Genomic DNA, 16979 nt, shown 5'->3' with positions numbered 1-16979 from the left:
TTCCCGCCAAATACCTTTAAAAACAAGGCTACCGCATAACATATAGGGCTATTCTACACTATTTGGCGGGAGAGCGAGCAATGAGTCCGAGCTTACTTTTCCTCGCAGGGGAAAAGTAAGCGTTCCCGCGAGGTACCCCATTCCTCGGGGACTCTTGTGGGTGGAGAAAATTTATATGTCTATTTAGGTGGCTTGCGCTGACCGTAACTAAAGGCTTAGGTATGGATGACAAGCGGAAGGCGGCCGCCAAAGTAACCGCCTACAGGTTGAAGTGAGAAATTACTGCCCTTGACCCTTGCGGTAAGGCGGTATATAATAGCTCTCTATGCAGGAGCTGAAAACGATCGCTAAAAATTTCATAAACCTCTTCTATCCCTTACACTGCCTTGGTTGCGCTAAGCAGCTCGACGCGCTTAACAAGTTTCACCTCTGCGGCCAGTGCATAGGCTCAATAAAATGCAATGCAATGCCGCCATTTGAGCTTGAAACATCGTCTGTGATAGCATATTCGGCATGTCTATACGAGGGCATAACGAAAGATCTTATACACAGCTTTAAATACAAAGGCAAAACGGCCCTCACGGGTATATTTGCGAAAATTATGATAAATTATATTAGGGAAAATCCAGAAATCACGGAAGTTGACATGATAACGGCCGTACCATTACACAAAGCAAGGTTAAAAGAGCGCGAATTCAATCAATCGCTACTGCTTGCGAATAAAATAGCTAAAGAATTCAGTATGCCAATTAAACATACTCTTGAGAAGACGGTAAAGACGAGATACCAGAACGAATTATCAAAATCCGACAGGCTTGTTAATCTCAAAAATGCTTTTAGAGTATACAAAAATACCAACATAAGCGGAAAAAGCATCCTTCTGATAGACGATGTTATGACTACTGGCGCGACATTAAATGAGTGCGCGGGCATTCTCCTGTCGGGCGACGCAAAAAGAGTAACATGCTTAACACTTGCAAGAGGAATTTAGCGCAATGAAGATAATAGACAGATATATGTCAAAAAGTTTCGCCTCATCCTTCATATGGTGCCTCTTCGTATTCGTGATAATGGCGGTAATAATAGATATATTCTCTTTTATAGACGATATAGTAAAATTTAAGATTCCGCTTCAGTCCATATTCGCGTTCTATTTCTATTATACGCCCACAATAATAATACAGCAGGTCATCCCTATGGCGGTCCTGCTATCCACTATATATATGTTGAGCAATCTGAATAAGAATAACGAAATTATAGCGATGAAATCGAGCGGCATAGGATTATGGCGCATATTGACGCCTCTGCTCGCAATCGGTTTTCTGATCAGCATTTTCGTATATGTGGCAAATGACAGGATAATACCTGTAACATCGAAGGTATCGCAGATGATAAGGCGCGAAGAGCTGGAAAAACATAAGGTTTCGGACAATAAATCAAGGGTCATAGAAAATGTCGCGGTATATGGAACCGGAAACAGGATAGTCTTCGCGAGAAATTATGAGGTCGGAAATAAGAAGCTTAACGACATAATCATACATGAGCACGACATGTCGGAAAGCCTCATATCAAAGGTCACGGCCCAAAGCGCCGTCTGGACAGGCTCCGGCTGGAAATTTTATAAAGTCATAAAGACCAAGATTGATAATGCGGGTAAAATAATGAGCGCGCCGGAATTTCATACCGAAATGATAATACCTCTTAAGGAAAGGCCCAGGGATTTCGCGTATGGAGAATGGAAATCAGATTTCATGAGTTACGGGGAACTAAGCAACTATATTAAAAACTTCCGCGGTTCGGACCTCAAGATAGCCAGAAACTTCCTTGTCGACCTGCACTACAAGGTCGCCTTTCCGTTTATCAGCCTTATAATAATAATGGTAGCGGCGCCATTCGCGCTTCTGACTATGCGCGGAGGTGTCATGATAGGCATAGGCATGAGCATAGTAATAGGCCTTCTATACTACGCCGTAATAGCAGTATCACTGGCTCTGGGAAAAAACGGAGCCCTCCCTCCATTCATCGCCGCATGGCTCGGCAACATAGTCTTCGCCGGGCTGGGGATATATCTACTAAATAAAAGAGCTTAATCCGCGCCCTCTCCTGTCAATTCTACGTGAGCAGAAGGCTCTCTCTTCCTGGATATAACCCTCTTCAAAGTTATATACTTGGAAGTAAGATCCCTGGTATTCTTCACATTAAGTTTTTCAAAGAGAAACTCGAATTTCTTTTCCAACTCCGCCGCTATAGCGTCCCTCGTTTCTTTGGGAAGGTTCATTATATCCTTTTTGAACGCGCCCAAAGCTTTTTTTCTGGCGCTGTATATAAACTGCTCGTCGGTATCATTGGGCTTTCTTTCCGAAGCCAGGTTCTTTCTTACCCAATCATACATTCTATCTTTAAGCTCTTTGGGGAAATGAGCGCTGTCATATACCATATTCTGGAATTCGGTCGCCAGATGCACTTCTGCCGCGTTATTCTCCGGGAACTTCCCGAACGCCTCCGAAGGAAGTGTGCTCGCTCCGTGCTGAACCGCGCCGGCCATGCCATACTCCTCTTTCGCTATCTTCGACAGATTTTTTAACGTGTCAAAATCAAGCTTGACTTTGGCTATTGTGCCGTCCGGCAGCACGACGCCGCCGTGAGATGTGCCGGTCTGGATGCTTATCTTGCTTATGCCCACTCTGCCCTTACGCAGCTTATCTTTGTACCCGTCCATGAATGCCCTTAAATCTTCCGGCGTGGAATTTTGGTGCCCGACTTCTCCTATCTCTCCGCCCACAGATATCTCTATCCCGCGAGGCTGATTCTGCCTTATGAAGTTGGTAAGAAGAGCGCACACCTCATAATTGTCTTTCTGCTGCTTCTTTATGGACGGCTTTGAAAGGTCAACCAGGGTAGATGAGTCTATATCTATGTTATAAAATCCCGCCTCTATGGCTTTGGACATCAGGGCCTTAAGACTGTCTATCTCCTTTGTAGGATTATCCCTATAGTTTTTGGCGCTTACCTGGAAATGGTCACCCTGTATAAATACGGGGCCTGTCCAGCCTTCTTTCACCGCGGCGGCAAGACATACGGCAACGTATTCAACCGGCGGCTGGTCGGTATACCCCATCTCCGACTTCGCTATTTCGAATATGAACGCTCCGGCATTATTGCGCTTTGCGACGCGGAATATCGCCCTTGCGAGATCATATGTCAATGTCCTTAAATTAATTGCGGGCACAGTAAACGTGCAGGGGAATTCATTCTTACCCCTAGCCATATAAAGGCCGTTTATACTTGAAGAATAGATACCTTTTTTATAAGCGATGTCGGTTATCTTTTTCGCTACTCTGATCTTTTCATCCATACTAGGTGCCAAAACTAAGTCTGATACAATACTATCCATATCTACCGCTTTCCTGCCCATCTTACTACGCCTCCCTTTTATTTGTTATGTTCCCAGTTCCCAGCTCTCTAAATAATGTTTCTGCTCTTTTGTCAGCGCATCTATATTTACCCCCAGAGACTCCAGTTTCAGCTTTGCTATATTATTATCAAGGACCTCCGGCACTTTATAAACCTTTTTATCGAGTTTCTTATAATTTTTGGCGATATATTCGGATGAAAGCGCCTGGTTCGCAAAACTCATATCCATTACACTGGCGGGGTGCCCTTCGGCCGCCGCGAGATTAATAAGTCTGCCTTCGCCCAGAAGATTTATGCGGCGTCCGCTATTAAGAGTATACTCCTCTACAAACTCACGCACCAGCCGCTTCTTCTTCGAAATTTTTTCGAGACCGGTTATATCTATCTCCACGTTAAAATGCCCGGAATTAGCAACTATCGCGCCGTCCTTCATCGCTTCAAAATGCTCTTTACGTATCACGTTTATATCCCCGGTCAGCGTTACAAATATGTCTCCGATCGCTGCCGCGTCTTTCATCGGCATTACCTGATAACCGTCCATCACAGCCTCAAGCGCTTTAAGCGGATCTATCTCGGTAACTATGACATTCGCGCCCATACCACGAGCGCGCATGGCCACCCCCCTGCCGCACCAGCCATAACCGGCGACTACAAAAAGGCTTCCAGAAAGAAGAACATTTGTGGCACGCACTATACCGTCTATAGTTGATTGACCGGTACCATAGCGGTTATCGAAAAAGTGCTTCGTGCTCGCGTCATTTACCGCGATGATCGGATACATCAATATGCCTTTTCTATCAAGATTCTTCAGCCTTATAACTCCGGTCGTGGTCTCTTCGGTACCGCCTATTATATATTTGGCCAGATGTTTTTTTGATTTATGTATCATTGAAACGAGATCGGCGCCGTCATCCATCGTAATATTAGGCTTGGCGTCTAAAACGCTTTCGATATGCTTATAGTATGTCTTATTATCCTCGCCCTTTATCGCGAATGTCGCAATGCCAAAATTTTTCACCATCGATGCCGCGACATCATCCTGTGTGCTCAAGGGATTTGAAGCGCAGACGACCACTTCAGCGCCGCCTTCCTTTAATGTGTAAGCGAGGTTCGCCGTCTCTGTTGTGACATGAAGGCAGCAGGCGATCTTGAGCCCTTTTAGAGGTTTTTCTTTTTTGAAATGTTTGCGGATCAAAGAAAGCACCTTCATATATTCATTAGCCCACTCTATCCTGAGCCTCCCCTTCTCTGCCAAACCAAGGTTCTTTACGTCATATTTCATTGTATTCTTATCCTTTATTTTATGTTTTTGGCCAAAGCCTTCGCCTGATCCGTACGCTCCCATGTAAAACCTTCTTCGTCTCTTCCAAAATGTCCATAGGCAGCTGTTTTACGATATCTGCCATTCGAAGAATTACGCAGTTTTAACGTATGAATTATCCCGCCGGGCGTAAGATCAAAATTATCTTCTATCAGTTTCACTATCTTTTCATCACTCATGCGTCCGGTGCCATATGTCTCAACCATTATGGATAGAGGTTCAGCCTTACCTATTACATAAGCGAGTTGTATCATTAACTTTTCAGCTATACCGGCCGCAACAAGGTTTTTGGCTACATATCGGGACATATAAGCCGCTGAACGATCCACCTTAGTGGGGTCTTTGCCAGAGAACGCGCCGCCGCCATGCGGTATCATCCCGCCATATGTATCTACTATTATCTTGCGTCCTGTCATACCTGTATCGGACTGCGGCCCGCCGACCAAAAACTTTCCGGTTTGATTAATATAAAACTTTGTGTTCTTATCAAGATACTCTTTTAATACGGGCTTCGCTACTTTCGCTATTATTTCGCGCCGCGCGGCATCGGACATCATGTCCGTCTTTTTATCAACTACCGCCTCGGTATGCTGTGACGCTAATACCACTGAAGTGGCTCTTGCAGGTTTACCGTTCACATATTCTATAGTTACTTGTGATTTCCCATCCGGCCCCAAGTAGTCGAGAATGCCCTCTTTGCGCACCTGGGCAAGCCTCTGGCATAATTTATGAGCAAGCATTATCGGCAGCGGCATGAGCTCCGGTGTCTCTTTGCACGCATAGCCGAACATCATACCCTGGTCTCCAGCGCCTCCGGCGTCTACACCCATCGCTATGTCAGGAGACTGCGTATGTATCGCGTTAAGTATCGCGCACGTGTGATAGTCGAATCCGTATTTGGTGTGTGTATATCCTATCTCTTTTAATATATTGCGGCACATCTTATGTATATCCACATAAGCTTTTGTAGTTATCTCTCCGCCTATTATAAGAAGCCCCATAGTAACATATGTCTCACACGCAACTCTTTCCGAAGGATCATCCGGATGCTGCCTCAACACTTCATCAAGAACGCCATCAGATACCTGGTCGCATACTTTATCAGGATGGCCCTCCGTAACACTTTCCGAAGTAAATAAAAATTTATTCTTCTCCATCTTTACTTATTCTCCCCTTTTTTATATTCCTCATCCGCTATCTTGTATGATTCGATATCCCCTATATCGTACCACTTCTGCGAAAAAGGAAAACCATAAACATTACCATTCGCGCTCAACCATTTTATATAATAACCGGGCGCGTCATTTTTTACGCCTTCCATCTTTAGATACTTACCTATACCGCTTACTTGTTTTTTCGGAAAATAATATATACCGGTAGATATAAGCGTCGACTTAGGGCTTTGAGGCTTCTCCTCAAACTCTACAACGCGGCCGGATTTATCTATACTAACCACACCATATTTTTTTGCCGCTTCAAGGCTTCCTACATCATGTAACGCTACGGATACTCCGTCACCTTTTGATGAGGCAAAATTCATGAATATATCCATATCCACTTCAAAAAGGTTATCTCCCGCTATCACCAACAAGTCGTCGTTAATCTTCCTATTTTTAATCGCAAGGTCCATATCGCGTATAGCTCCCAGCCTTGTATCGTTGGTCAGCGTGCCATCGTCTATCACGGATATATTTTTTTTGCAGCCGCAGGTTTTGGACCATTGCACAAACTTCTGGCAGAATTTACTGTTTGTAACCACATAGATTTCGTCCAGATTATTCAAACCGGCTATCTTGGCCAATATTCTGTCAATTATCTTCTTACCGCCCACTTCAAGAAGCGGCTTGGGCGTATTTAATGTAAGCGGTTGAAGCCTTACAGCATAACCTGCAGCCAGTATGAGCGCCTTCATCTTGAAAGCTCCTTTTTTAGGAACGTGATTCTTTCCACCGGCAACGGATCTGTCTTATTTAATATCGACAGGTAAAAACTTACATAATCAGCTATGTATACCAAAGAGAACATCCTCGCCAGGAGACCTTTACCGGTAGAGTTAACTTCGATTACGCCGATGCCATCCTTACCGAGCAGCTTCTTTACGGCATCCATCCTCTTTAAAATTCCGGGATGGTCCGCGGCGTCTTTCAACATTATAACTATGCTATTCTTCAATACCGTCTTAGGATATTCCCAGCCGACTATTTCATTGTGGCTCATCTCGGGGAACAAGTGGCTCGAAGCCAAAGTCTTCGAGTTTTCCGCAAGCTGCCCGCGCCATCTGGTTACCACGCTGTCTATGTGGCTCTGACTGCCGTATACAACCGGAAGTTTACCATAGATCTCAACGGCTATTTTTTTGGCCTGATTATTCTTACCTTTTATTTTGTAATCCAGGCGGGATCTTCTTAATTTTCTCAAAACCTGCGCAACATTATCTATAAAAATGGCCTGATCGTTTATTATCCCTATCTTCGACAATAGTATCAAAAGCGGAAAAAAAGAATAGCCCAATGCGGCACGAGGAGGCAATCCCGCCGGTATATCTATTATCGCCACACCGTCATCTTTGGCCATCTTCGACAGCTTGCCGCCGGATGTTATGGCTATAATCTCACAGCTTCTGGATTTCGCGTCGCGATAAGCGCTTAAAGACTCTTCGGTGTTCCCGGAATAACTTGACACTATGACAAGTGTCTGGTCATCCGCAAAATTGGGTAAAAGATAATTCCTGTTTACAAAGAACGGCACATCTATATCGTCTAAAATATAAGATCTGATCAGATCCGCGCCTATGGCCGACCCGCCCATTCCTACACATACTATATTTCTATATCTCTTCTTAAGCCCTTCCGGCAGCTCGAACTCGTAACCTATGCGCTTAGCGTCTTGACATTGATCCGGAAATGATTCGATAATTTCGAGCATTCCGGATTTATCGTATTCTTTTAGTCCTGCGATACTATCTAAGGCTCTCACTGATATTATTCTACCTCTATTCCTACGTCAGGCACCAGCTCTTTAAGTTTTCTTCTCGCGAATCTTTCGACCTCTTTACCCGTAGATAATGTAAGAGCCTGCTGAGCTATCTCCTTAGCCTGATCCATTGTAACGGATCTTATTATGCGCTTTATTTCGGGCACAGCCACCGGCGAAGTACTGAATTCATCCAGTCCAAGCCCCAAAAGTATCAAGGTCATATATAGGTCTCCGGCCATCTCTCCGCACATCCCTACCCATATACCCGCCCTATGACCGGCCTCAATAATGTTTTTTATAAGAATGAGCACCGCGGGATGCGCGGGCTCATAGAGGTAAGCTATCTTCTCATTTACCCTGTCGACCGCAAGAGAGTACTGTATAAGATCGTTGGTGCCTATCGAAAAAAAGTCCGCTTCTCTTGCCAGCATATCCGCGGTCAAAGCGGCGGAAGGAACTTCTATCATAGCGCCTACCTGCATATTATCATCGAAGGCTATGCCTTCCTTTCTTAACTCCTTCTTTGTATCTTCTAAAATAGCGTTCGCCTGCCTGAGTTCCTCAAGGCCTGAAATCATCGGATACATCATCTTCAGCTTGCCAAATACCGATGCTCTCAATATAGCGCGCAGCTGTGTCTTGAATATATCGGGCCTGGCCAGACAAAAACGTATCGCGCGCCATCCCATAAAAGGATTCATCTCCTGCGGTATATCGAGCTGCGAAAGAAATTTGTCTCCGCCAAGATCCAGCGTCCTTAAAATAACCGTATAAGGCTTCATCTTTTTCGCTACAGATGAATACGCCTTGAACTGCTCTTCCTCTGTAGGCAGATCTTTGCGGTTCATGTAAAAATATTCTGTCCTGTAAAGGCCTATGCCTTCAGCGCCATGCGCTAATACGGACGGAACCTCTTCGGGTATCTCTATATTGGACATTAGTTCGATTTTTCTGCCATCCAGAGTTTGCGCCGGCAATTCTTTGGTTTCGAGCAGGTGCTTTTCGAAAGCAACCATCTTTTTGCGGGCCAATTCATAATGCTTAAGTGTAGCAGGGGTAGGATTGATGATAACAAGACCGTGCGTCCCGTCCACTATTATATTGTCGCCATTTTTGACATCTTTTGTAATGGTTTCGAGTCCGACTACCGCGGGTATTTCCAGTGATTTCGCCATGATAGCGGTATGCGATGTCCTTGAGCCTATGTCCGTAGCGAAACCTATAACATTTTTCTTGTGCATAGTAGCTGTATCGGAAGGCGAAAGGTCATAAGATATTACAATGGCTTTCTCTTTCAATGTGGCCAACGCGTCTTCTCTGGCGCCGATAAGGTTTTTGAGGATCCTCTTGCCTATATCGTTTATGTCGCTTATTCTCTCACGGAGATATTCATCATCCATTTCCGAGAATACTTTTATATACTTTTTGAGCACATCCTGGAATACGTATTCGGCGGAAAGTTTTTCTTTCTTAATCTTCGCGATTACCTCTTCTATCAGCATGCTGTCTTCTATAACAAGAAGATGCGCGCTGAATATCTGGCCATGCTCGGTACCAAGCTCTTCGGAGATACGCTTCTTAATATCTATTATCTCCTGCTTAGTCTGTATTAAAGCATCTCTAAAATGCTTTATCTCTACCTGAATCTGATCGTCTTTTACGGGCCTCTTAGGAATTACATACTGCTCTCTATCCAAAAGCAGCACTTTACCTATTACTATACCGGGAGCGGCAGGAATACCTTTTAATGCAAGTTCTTTTTCTCTTGTCATTTTATAACGTCCTCGATATCGCTTAAAAGCAGCGCTTCTAACTCTGCCATTGCGCTCTCGGCGTCTTCTCCTTTTGTGACTATGATAACCTTGGAACCCCTGCCCGCCTCGAGCATCATTATCCCCATAATAGATTTACCGTTAACCTTGGTCTTACCCTTGGTAACGGTAATATCAGAATCAAATTTATTCGCTATCTGGACAAATAGCGCCGCGGGACGCGCGTGCAGCCCCTGCTTATTTTTTATTATTACAGCCCTCTCGACAACTATTACCTCTTTCATCTGCTTAATGCGCCTTCTTTAAACTGCTGGCAAGATCTATTATTATCTTGGCCAATTTTTCGGAATCATGCCTGACAAAGTCCTTTATCTTAACTATATGGGCCTCGACGACTTTGCATTTCATCTTCTTTAAATTTTCCGGATCCGCAGCGACCTGATCCGCGCCTTCTTCCTTATACCTGTTAAGTATCGTATCATGTATCCTTGCGGTATTAATGACACAATAATCGACTATACCCGGCGCGGTATGATCTATAATAGCTTTAAGGTGATCGCTCGCCTTGTAGCCATCCGTCTCACCCTTCTGCGTCATCACGTTGCACACGTATATTTTGATAGCCTTTGACGCGATCATCTCCTTATATAATTTCTCTATAAGAAGATTCGGCATTATGCTTGTATATAAGCTACCCGGACCTAATACTATCACATCCGCCTTTTTCACAGCCTCGATCGCGTCATGTGTAGGCTTACTTCCCCCGGGCCTTAAAAATATTCTTTTGATAGGCTTCAGCGCCTTGGGTATATTACTCTCACCGGCGCTCTGAGTGCCGTCATTGTGCTCGGCGACCAGCGTAACCTTGTCCAATGTGGATGGTATGACCTTCCCTCTTATGGCCAAAACTTTGCTGGACTCTCTTATCGCTTCATCAAAATCACCTGTAACTTTTGACATCGCGGTAATAAAAAGGTTTCCAAAATTGTGCCCTTTTAACCCTTCCCCCTCCTCAAACCTGAATTGGAAGAGCTTAGCCATTAGAGGTTCGGCATCGGCTAACGCAACCAGACAACTTCTGATATCTCCCGGAGGCAATACGTCAAGATCCTGCCTTAGCCTGCCGCTCGATCCGCCATCATCAGCTACGGTCACAACGGCGGTAATATTACTGGTAAATTCTTTCAGGCCGTGCAATAACATCGCCAGCCCCGTCCCTCCGCCTATGACTACTATTTTCGGCCCTTTTTCCAAGATCAGCTTCTGGTAGACCTTGTCTACAAGTTCGCTTTCTCTCTGCGGCAATAACACAGTAATGAAAGATTTTATGATCCGCTTTATACCGGTAACTATGCCGAGTATACCTATAATGATTACCGCCGCGGCAAACGTCTTGCTCTTTGAGGTCTGCTCCGCTATTATCATAACAAACCCCATGGAGACCATGATGACGCCAAATACGGCCAAAAGACTCCATCTCTTGACCCTCATCCCCGGATAAAGCCACTTAAAGGCTCTTAATATCTTCATTACTTAGCCTGTTCCCTAAATTAATTAGTATTTTTTGGAATCTTCTTCCTGGATTATGCGCAAGATCTCATTCTCATCTTTCGCCTTCCTAAGAAGTTCTCTGAAATATTTATCTTTGAGCATCCTGGAGATCCTGGCAAGCGCTTTAAGATGAGGGCCTGCCGATTCCTCGGGGGCCAGGAGAAGGAAAAATATGTAGACCGGTTCTCCGTCAAGCGAATCGAAATCAACGCCGTTTTTTGACAGACCAAACGCAGCTACAAGTTCCTTTACGTTCTGAGATTTTGCATGTGGAATACCTACGCTCTGACCTATACCGGTGGAACCCAGCGCTTCCCTGGACAAGACGGCCTTTATTAACTCTTCCTTGTTCTTTATCTCGGTTGCGTTAGAGAGAAGGTCGACAAGTTCGCGAATTATGCCTTCCTTGTCGGTCGCTTTTACATTCACCGATATGGCCTTTTTGTTCAAAAAGTCCATTATCTTCATATGTTATTTATTTCCTCCTTTTGCTGCCAAGCAAAAATATTGGAAAATGGAGCGGCGGATGGGGTTCGAACCCACGACATCGACCTTGGCAAGGTCGCATTCTACCACTGAATTACCGCCGCGGTTTTTCTTATGTCTTATATTATTTCTCGCTTCGCTCGTCAGATACATGGCAGGCTGCGCCATGAACCTGAGCGTTTGCCCTATACCATTCATTCGCCTTCGGCGAATTCAGGTACAGGGCATGAACCACATACAGGCAAACGCGAGTGGTTCATGGTGCCCGCACCAAGAATCGAACTTGGAACCTTGACATTAAGAGTGTCCTGCTCTGCCAATTGAGCTATGCGGGCGCTACCTGTAACTTCAGGCAGACAGCCTAATATATCAAATAAAATAGAGTGGTAATTATACCAAACCGACATAACAAAATCAATATATTTAAGGAATTTTAAGGGTTTATGCAATGTTTTATTATGCAGCTTGCAGAGATTTAAATTGGCCTTTATATATAGTTTTTAGCTCTTCGTATTTCATCGGCTCGGCAAGAGGAATAAGCCTGATTAGCCTTTTACCGATAAACTCTATAATTATCTCCGGGTGCTGTTTGGGATCGATTTGTTTGCCATCGGCTATACTAAGCGCTATCATAAGCATTTCGAGAAGCCGCATATAATTATATCCTGAGAGATTCCTTGGATCGATTCCTACGAGTAGCGCGCCGTTTATGGAATCAGTGCTTTTAAGATTATCAAATGATGAAGAATTCAACGTATCTTCTCTGCCAAGCACTATAACATCCTGTAATTTAATAGATGACGCCGACATGGCTTTTGTAATTTTCACTGCAAATTCACTGCCGGAACCGCGCACTATAATGACATTATCCAAGCCTATTTTCCTGAGATCGTCTTCAAGTCTGTGCAATTCTGATAATAACGGCTGCATCATGCTTCTTTGGCCGGTCGAAACAAGGCCGTCTATTTCCAGGGCTATGAGGATTTTTCTGCCCTCCTCTTTAGCTTTCTGGGCCAAGATCTTCAATTCATCCAGGAATATGCCACCTCGCCTGCTTTCAGTATCAATAAGACTTGCCATCTCTTTCGGCTCTCTGACTACAACTCTACTCAAATCTGCAGAAATTGTCTCACCCTCCATATACATTTCCCATGGATCTTTTACGGCAGGTTTATCAAGAGCAATTGCGAGCTCTTCTTCTAAGAGCGATTCGGCATGATTGTTTATCCGATTCTCTACTTCAGCCCAACTACCGCATAAGATCTGGCCGGGACCGGAAATGTTCTTATAACCTCTATATATAGCCCATCCGCCCCTGGATACCATAAGAGCCGTATCTTCGTATAGGCCATGCCAAACTTCTTCCTTTATGATAGCAAATGGAAAACACGTGCGCAGTTCCTGAATGAGTTTTTGATATGCCATCCGTTTATTCCGGCTGAACTCCCCATCGCCAATTTCATCACTATATATAACAATCTTTAATTCATCCGGATTCTCTTCAGTAAGAATTTTAAGAAAGGCTTCCGACTCGTTAAACAGGTCTTCCTGATCTTCGGATCCGGACAAAAGATGTGATATCCCCGGTATACGTCTACCTTTTGATACAATCTCGAACATTACGCCAACGCATGTTGTTATTTTTTCTGTGGCGAGCCGTTCATTTGCCTTCATATCCCGACCTATAAGCGCACTCGATTCTTCCGTATCAAATATGTCCAGGAAGTCGCCTTCGCTAAGACGGAACCTTGATATATCGTCTGCCGGTCCTCTATGGCCTTCTTCATCATTGACGTTGAATCTTACATACTCTATCCTGCCATCCGTCTTGATTTCCGGACTCATTTTGTCTGCTGTAAGATACATGCCAAATTCTCTCTCTACCTCAATACGCAGATCATTATCCTTCGCACCCTTAGCATCTGAATGCAACTCTATCCCTAAATCAGCTAAACCTGCTCGCTCCATGTTTCTTTTGAGCGCATCTATCAATGGATGTTTGATTTCATTCACCGGCGCGGATTGTGCTTCACGCAAGAGACGCTCGACTTCTTTAAATGTTATCTTACCCAGGCTCGCGTCTTCATCCGGGAAATATTTTTCAAAGATGCCTACACCTTCAATCGTTATCTCTTCATCGGCGCTTGTGAATAAGGCCCTCATCTCTACGAGCTTACCGAAGACATAATCAAAATCTAAAAATTGATTGGCAAGCATCTCTTCAGGTGTCATCCCGGTCCGCTGGTCAACCATGATGTCGAGGTCATGGATCTGAGTGCTCCCATCCGGCAAGATGGATATGTTGCCTGGATGCGTATAATGCCTGAAATAACCATTATCATGCAGTGTCTTCAAAGCCGCTGCGGTATCTTCTCCCCATGTGGTATTGTTTGACCTTTTCATCAATTCCGCGGAATTTCCCAAAATAACAAACCCAAGGCGCCTTATGTCGCCGTCCTTGTCGCGAAAGGGCGTTTCAATAAAAAATTCTCCCCATCCCACTGGATATTTCGGCACAGCCTTGCCTTTTAACCTCACATCGTGTGTTATGTCCATTGATATTAAATACTCATTGATCACATCACGAAGATAAGCCGCCCCATGCGGAACTCCTTCCGAATCACGCCGGTGGATAAGGCCATTTTTATCTGCAAGAAAAAGATAAGGCACACTTCCGCGGGCATCGTCACCCTCATGAAAAGAGAGCTCGCTTCTACTATCAAATACAATGCCTTTTATCCATAAAGATTCTATCGGTATCTGTAGTCTTTCGCCCTTTATATGAGTTATGGGATGCTCCAGGTCCAGCCTTGCTGACCGTACATTTTCTTCTGCCGCATGGTCTTTACCTATTTTTTCTTTAATCCGACTTAAGTCAGTCTCGCTTAATTCGCTCATCAATTCCTGGTTAATCATCAGCGAGGCCCTGCGCTCGCTTCCATCCATATCAATTCCAATGGTGGAATCTAATGCTTCTTCAAAAAACGGTATCTCTTCTCCCTCTTTGCCGATAGGCCGCGATCCGGATATTTGGCTATTACCCTCCCTGCCTGGCACAGTAGTTAAGCGCTTATTTCTACTCGTATCCTCCCTAAAAATCTCCTCATCGAACCTTGAAGTGCCAAGCTGTTTTTTGTGCCCGACCGAAACGGCCGTTCCAAAATAGTATGCTGGGTCCGTACCTTCCTTTTGCTGAATAAGAATACGATGTTCGGTAGCAAACATTTTACGCCAGTCAGAATAGGTGTCTTCAGCGGCTTTTTTTGCGCCTGTAATGAGCTCGGTAAAAACCTCTTCTGCTTTTTTACTGATACTGCCCGCAAGAGGACATTCGCCTTTTTCGAGATACTTTTCTATGGCAGCTCTGAATTCGGACTTTTCCGTTTCGGAAAGATCTTTTCTCGCTTTAAGCACCAGAGGTTCAATATGTATCGCGATTTCAAATCTTTCCAAATAACTAACGATCTGCTTATGCGAATCTTCCGAATCTATCTTTAGAGATATATCTTCCTGTAGAGAAACTAACGCACCATTAAAAACCGGCCTTAAACCATGCTCCAATCCCTCTTTTTCCATCATTCCGTAATCAGGCATCGCGCATATATCTAGTTCGCCCCAGTGGCGGTAGGGATTACCCACATTGCCAAATTGACGATGAAATACGCGTATATTGTCCCCGTTTACTTTTCCAGGATGCATAAGCTCTGATGTCATATAACCGTCATCTATTGTAAATACATAGCCTTTATCCAAAAGACTGGACGCGCTACGGACAAATTCAAACCACCCCAAAGATATGCCCATGCGTCCATTGTCTCCGGCAAGGGCGTTTTTTATTTCATTACTATTGACTTCAAAGCATTTTTTTAATTCCGGAAAGGACTCTATCGGCACCTCATACTCTTTAACCGTTAAATACGCGTTTAAAACTTTGCGGTACCTTTCCATGCCGGGGCGGGATAGGATATCCTGTAATCGCATAGCATCTTCCCTACCTATTACTATAAATGGATCCTGGACAAGATCCCTTACAAATTGCGAATTGAGTCCATAATAACCGGCCTTACTGCTCTTTTTCCTTAATTCTTCCATGCTTAAACCCGTATTTTTCAACCCTTTCTCTATAAAGGATGCGACGCTTCTCATAGTTTCTGATCCGGGTAAGACTTGGTCTCCGTTAAAAAACTCTTCTTCGCTAAAGAGTTTATCTTCGAGAGTGGGCACACAGACTATTACATGCGCCCTGCCATTGCTATCTATAGTGATCCGGTGAGCCGGGAAGGCGTCCATAAGCTCGTTAGAGAATACAACGCCTTTTATTTTTTTTCCTGCGCCAAAAAGATTATCCATTTTTCTGGCATCGGATTGTCGTATCTCTAATTTTCCGTTTTCAATAAATCTTCTATTATTGTCGGATTGTTTTTGTATTAATGGCGGCGCAATTTCGCCTATTACATATTGGAACTGGTTGTAAAATATTTTCCATTCTCTATCGAGTTGTGATTTTTCAGATACATGTGAAAGGATATCGCGGGCGAGAATCCCTGTGCCGGCGCCAAATTCAATTACATAAAATTTTTCATCATTAGCGATGGTTCCCGCTTTGACCATACCTTTCCACATCTGGAAGAATCTTTCCGCGGCCATTTGCCCAAAAACAGGAGAAAGCATGATAGGCATAGTGCCGAAATCATGGCCCAGTCTTATTTTGCCTCCGGAATAAAATCCCCAGACAGGATTATAAAGCGCCTGTGCCATATATTCTTCGAAAGTAAAAAAGTTTTCGAGCATGAAGGTGTCTTCAGCCGTATTGACAGGCATTTTTTCTATCGACAAGACCTGTAGTCCAAAAATTTTCCCATCGGGCAAAGATATGAGTTGCGCGCGTGGTGGAAGTTTTTCATTATTCGGCAGAAAAGATCTATAAGAGATTATTCCTTGGCGAGCGTCTTTGCAGGTAAAAAATATAGAGTCATCTGTTTTCTTCTGAATTTCAACGCGACCTGTTGCCACCAGTGGGTATATGGAAAGTCTACGCCTAAGCAGCTCTTTGACTCCGGACTCGCTTAAACGAAGATAGAGCGCCCGGCCGATGGTTCTGATAGCTGCAGTATTTAAAGAGAGCGCTTCCGCCACTTCCTTGAAACGCGCATCCTTACTCAATTGTCCGGCATCGCTGACAACGCTATATGCGCCATTTTGTTTTACTATTCGAGCTATTGGTTTTAATTCAGAGGTTGGGGAAAGAGCGTGGGAATCGGATGCTATAGCGAAATTGGTGCCTAAAAATGCGGCTATTAGCAAAACGGATATAATTTTAATACATCTTGGATTCTTATATCCTAACATACCATAATATCATACCATAATACGTTACAATGACAACTATAATATTCTAAATTTTTTATTGCTTAACAAACATAACCGTTTTACCCACCCGGTGGGTAAAACGGTTATGT

At 44.1% G+C, this 16979-nt stretch carries 12 protein-coding genes and 2 tRNA genes; 2 read left to right on the top strand and 12 right to left on the bottom strand.

Features of this window, described 5'->3' with window-relative positions:
* Nucleotides 1–325 precede the first annotated feature (325 nt).
* On the top strand, nucleotides 326–991 hold the full coding sequence (locus Q8R38_04870; GenBank protein ID MDP3791353.1) for a ComF family protein: 666 nt from the start codon (nucleotides 326–328) through the stop codon (nucleotides 989–991).
* A gap of 4 nt (nucleotides 992–995) precedes the next feature.
* Nucleotides 996–2090: an LptF/LptG family permease gene (locus tag Q8R38_04865; GenBank protein ID MDP3791352.1), complete on the top strand. Its 1095-nt coding sequence runs from the start codon at nucleotides 996–998 to the stop codon at nucleotides 2088–2090.
* On the opposite strand, the gene Q8R38_04860 is transcribed toward Q8R38_04865, so the two are convergent.
* From Q8R38_04860 to Q8R38_04805, 12 genes are all read right to left on the bottom strand, one after another.
* Nucleotides 2087–3415 (bottom strand): class II fructose-bisphosphate aldolase, encoded by a 1329-nt coding sequence (locus Q8R38_04860; GenBank protein ID MDP3791351.1) that lies wholly within the window; start codon nucleotides 3413–3415, stop codon nucleotides 2087–2089. The genes Q8R38_04865 and Q8R38_04860 overlap by 4 nt on opposite strands.
* Before the next feature lie 24 nt (nucleotides 3416–3439).
* Nucleotides 3440–4696, bottom strand: coding sequence for an adenosylhomocysteinase (gene ahcY, locus Q8R38_04855; GenBank protein ID MDP3791350.1), 1257 nt, complete (start codon nucleotides 4694–4696; stop codon nucleotides 3440–3442).
* A gap of 14 nt (nucleotides 4697–4710) precedes the next feature.
* Nucleotides 4711–5892: a methionine adenosyltransferase gene (gene metK / locus Q8R38_04850; protein ID MDP3791349.1), complete on the bottom strand. Its 1182-nt coding sequence runs from the start codon at nucleotides 5890–5892 to the stop codon at nucleotides 4711–4713.
* Between the two features lie 2 nt (nucleotides 5893–5894).
* The gene (locus Q8R38_04845) at nucleotides 5895–6647 is read right to left on the bottom strand and encodes a nucleotidyltransferase family protein (protein MDP3791348.1); all 753 of its coding nucleotides are present in this window, start codon (nucleotides 6645–6647) and stop codon (nucleotides 5895–5897) included.
* Nucleotides 6644–7711, bottom strand: a complete 1068-nt coding sequence (locus Q8R38_04840) for a bifunctional phosphoglucose/phosphomannose isomerase (protein MDP3791347.1) — start codon at nucleotides 7709–7711, stop codon at nucleotides 6644–6646. The genes Q8R38_04845 and Q8R38_04840 overlap by 4 nt, the downstream gene beginning before the upstream one ends.
* A 5-nt stretch (nucleotides 7712–7716) precedes the next feature.
* Nucleotides 7717–9483, bottom strand: a complete 1767-nt coding sequence (ptsP, locus tag Q8R38_04835) for a phosphoenolpyruvate--protein phosphotransferase (GenBank protein MDP3791346.1) — start codon at nucleotides 9481–9483, stop codon at nucleotides 7717–7719.
* Nucleotides 9480–9767: an HPr family phosphocarrier protein gene (locus tag Q8R38_04830; GenBank protein MDP3791345.1), complete on the bottom strand. Its 288-nt coding sequence runs from the start codon at nucleotides 9765–9767 to the stop codon at nucleotides 9480–9482. The genes ptsP and Q8R38_04830 overlap by 4 nt, the downstream gene beginning before the upstream one ends.
* Before the next feature lie 4 nt (nucleotides 9768–9771).
* Complete coding sequence (locus Q8R38_04825; protein ID MDP3791344.1) at nucleotides 9772–11013, bottom strand: YvcK family protein; 1242 nt, start codon at nucleotides 11011–11013, stop codon at nucleotides 9772–9774.
* Nucleotides 11014–11037: 24 nt separating this feature from the next.
* On the bottom strand, nucleotides 11038–11502 hold the full coding sequence (locus Q8R38_04820; GenBank protein MDP3791343.1) for a PTS sugar transporter subunit IIA: 465 nt from the start codon (nucleotides 11500–11502) through the stop codon (nucleotides 11038–11040).
* A gap of 47 nt (nucleotides 11503–11549) precedes the next feature.
* Nucleotides 11550–11624 (bottom strand) — tRNA-Gly (locus Q8R38_04815).
* Between the two features lie 155 nt (nucleotides 11625–11779).
* A tRNA-Lys gene (locus Q8R38_04810) sits at nucleotides 11780–11855 on the bottom strand.
* 121 nt (nucleotides 11856–11976) lie between these two features.
* Complete coding sequence (locus tag Q8R38_04805) at nucleotides 11977–16869, bottom strand: SAM-dependent methyltransferase (GenBank protein ID MDP3791342.1); 4893 nt, start codon at nucleotides 16867–16869, stop codon at nucleotides 11977–11979.
* Nucleotides 16870–16979 lie beyond the last annotated feature (110 nt).

It is taken from the genome of Candidatus Omnitrophota bacterium (assembly GCA_030695905.1).
In the GTDB taxonomy this organism is placed as follows: domain Bacteria; phylum Omnitrophota; class Gorgyraeia; order 2-01-FULL-45-10; family 2-01-FULL-45-10; genus CAZHPY01.
Note: the sequence above shows the minus strand (reverse complement) of the source record. Positions and strands in the feature narration are given on the sequence as shown.

Coding starts and splice junctions, on each gene's coding strand:
- Q8R38_04870 (MDP3791353.1), top strand. CDS start 326: ATGCAGGAGCTGAAAACGATCGCTAAAAATTTCATAAACCTCTTCTAT.
- Q8R38_04865 (MDP3791352.1), top strand. CDS start 996: ATGAAGATAATAGACAGATATATGTCAAAAAGTTTCGCCTCATCCTTC.
- Q8R38_04860 (MDP3791351.1), bottom strand. CDS start 3,415: ATGGGCAGGAAAGCGGTAGATATGGATAGTATTGTATCAGACTTAGTT.
- ahcY (MDP3791350.1), bottom strand. CDS start 4,696: ATGAAATATGACGTAAAGAACCTTGGTTTGGCAGAGAAGGGGAGGCTC.
- metK (MDP3791349.1), bottom strand. CDS start 5,892: ATGGAGAAGAATAAATTTTTATTTACTTCGGAAAGTGTTACGGAGGGC.
- Q8R38_04845 (MDP3791348.1), bottom strand. CDS start 6,647: ATGAAGGCGCTCATACTGGCTGCAGGTTATGCTGTAAGGCTTCAACCG.
- ptsP (MDP3791346.1), bottom strand. CDS start 9,483: ATGACAAGAGAAAAAGAACTTGCATTAAAAGGTATTCCTGCCGCTCCC.
- Q8R38_04830 (MDP3791345.1), bottom strand. CDS start 9,767: ATGAAAGAGGTAATAGTTGTCGAGAGGGCTGTAATAATAAAAAATAAG.
- Q8R38_04825 (MDP3791344.1), bottom strand. CDS start 11,013: ATGAAGATATTAAGAGCCTTTAAGTGGCTTTATCCGGGGATGAGGGTC.
- Q8R38_04820 (MDP3791343.1), bottom strand. CDS start 11,502: ATGAAGATAATGGACTTTTTGAACAAAAAGGCCATATCGGTGAATGTA.
- Q8R38_04805 (MDP3791342.1), bottom strand. CDS start 16,869: ATGTTAGGATATAAGAATCCAAGATGTATTAAAATTATATCCGTTTTG.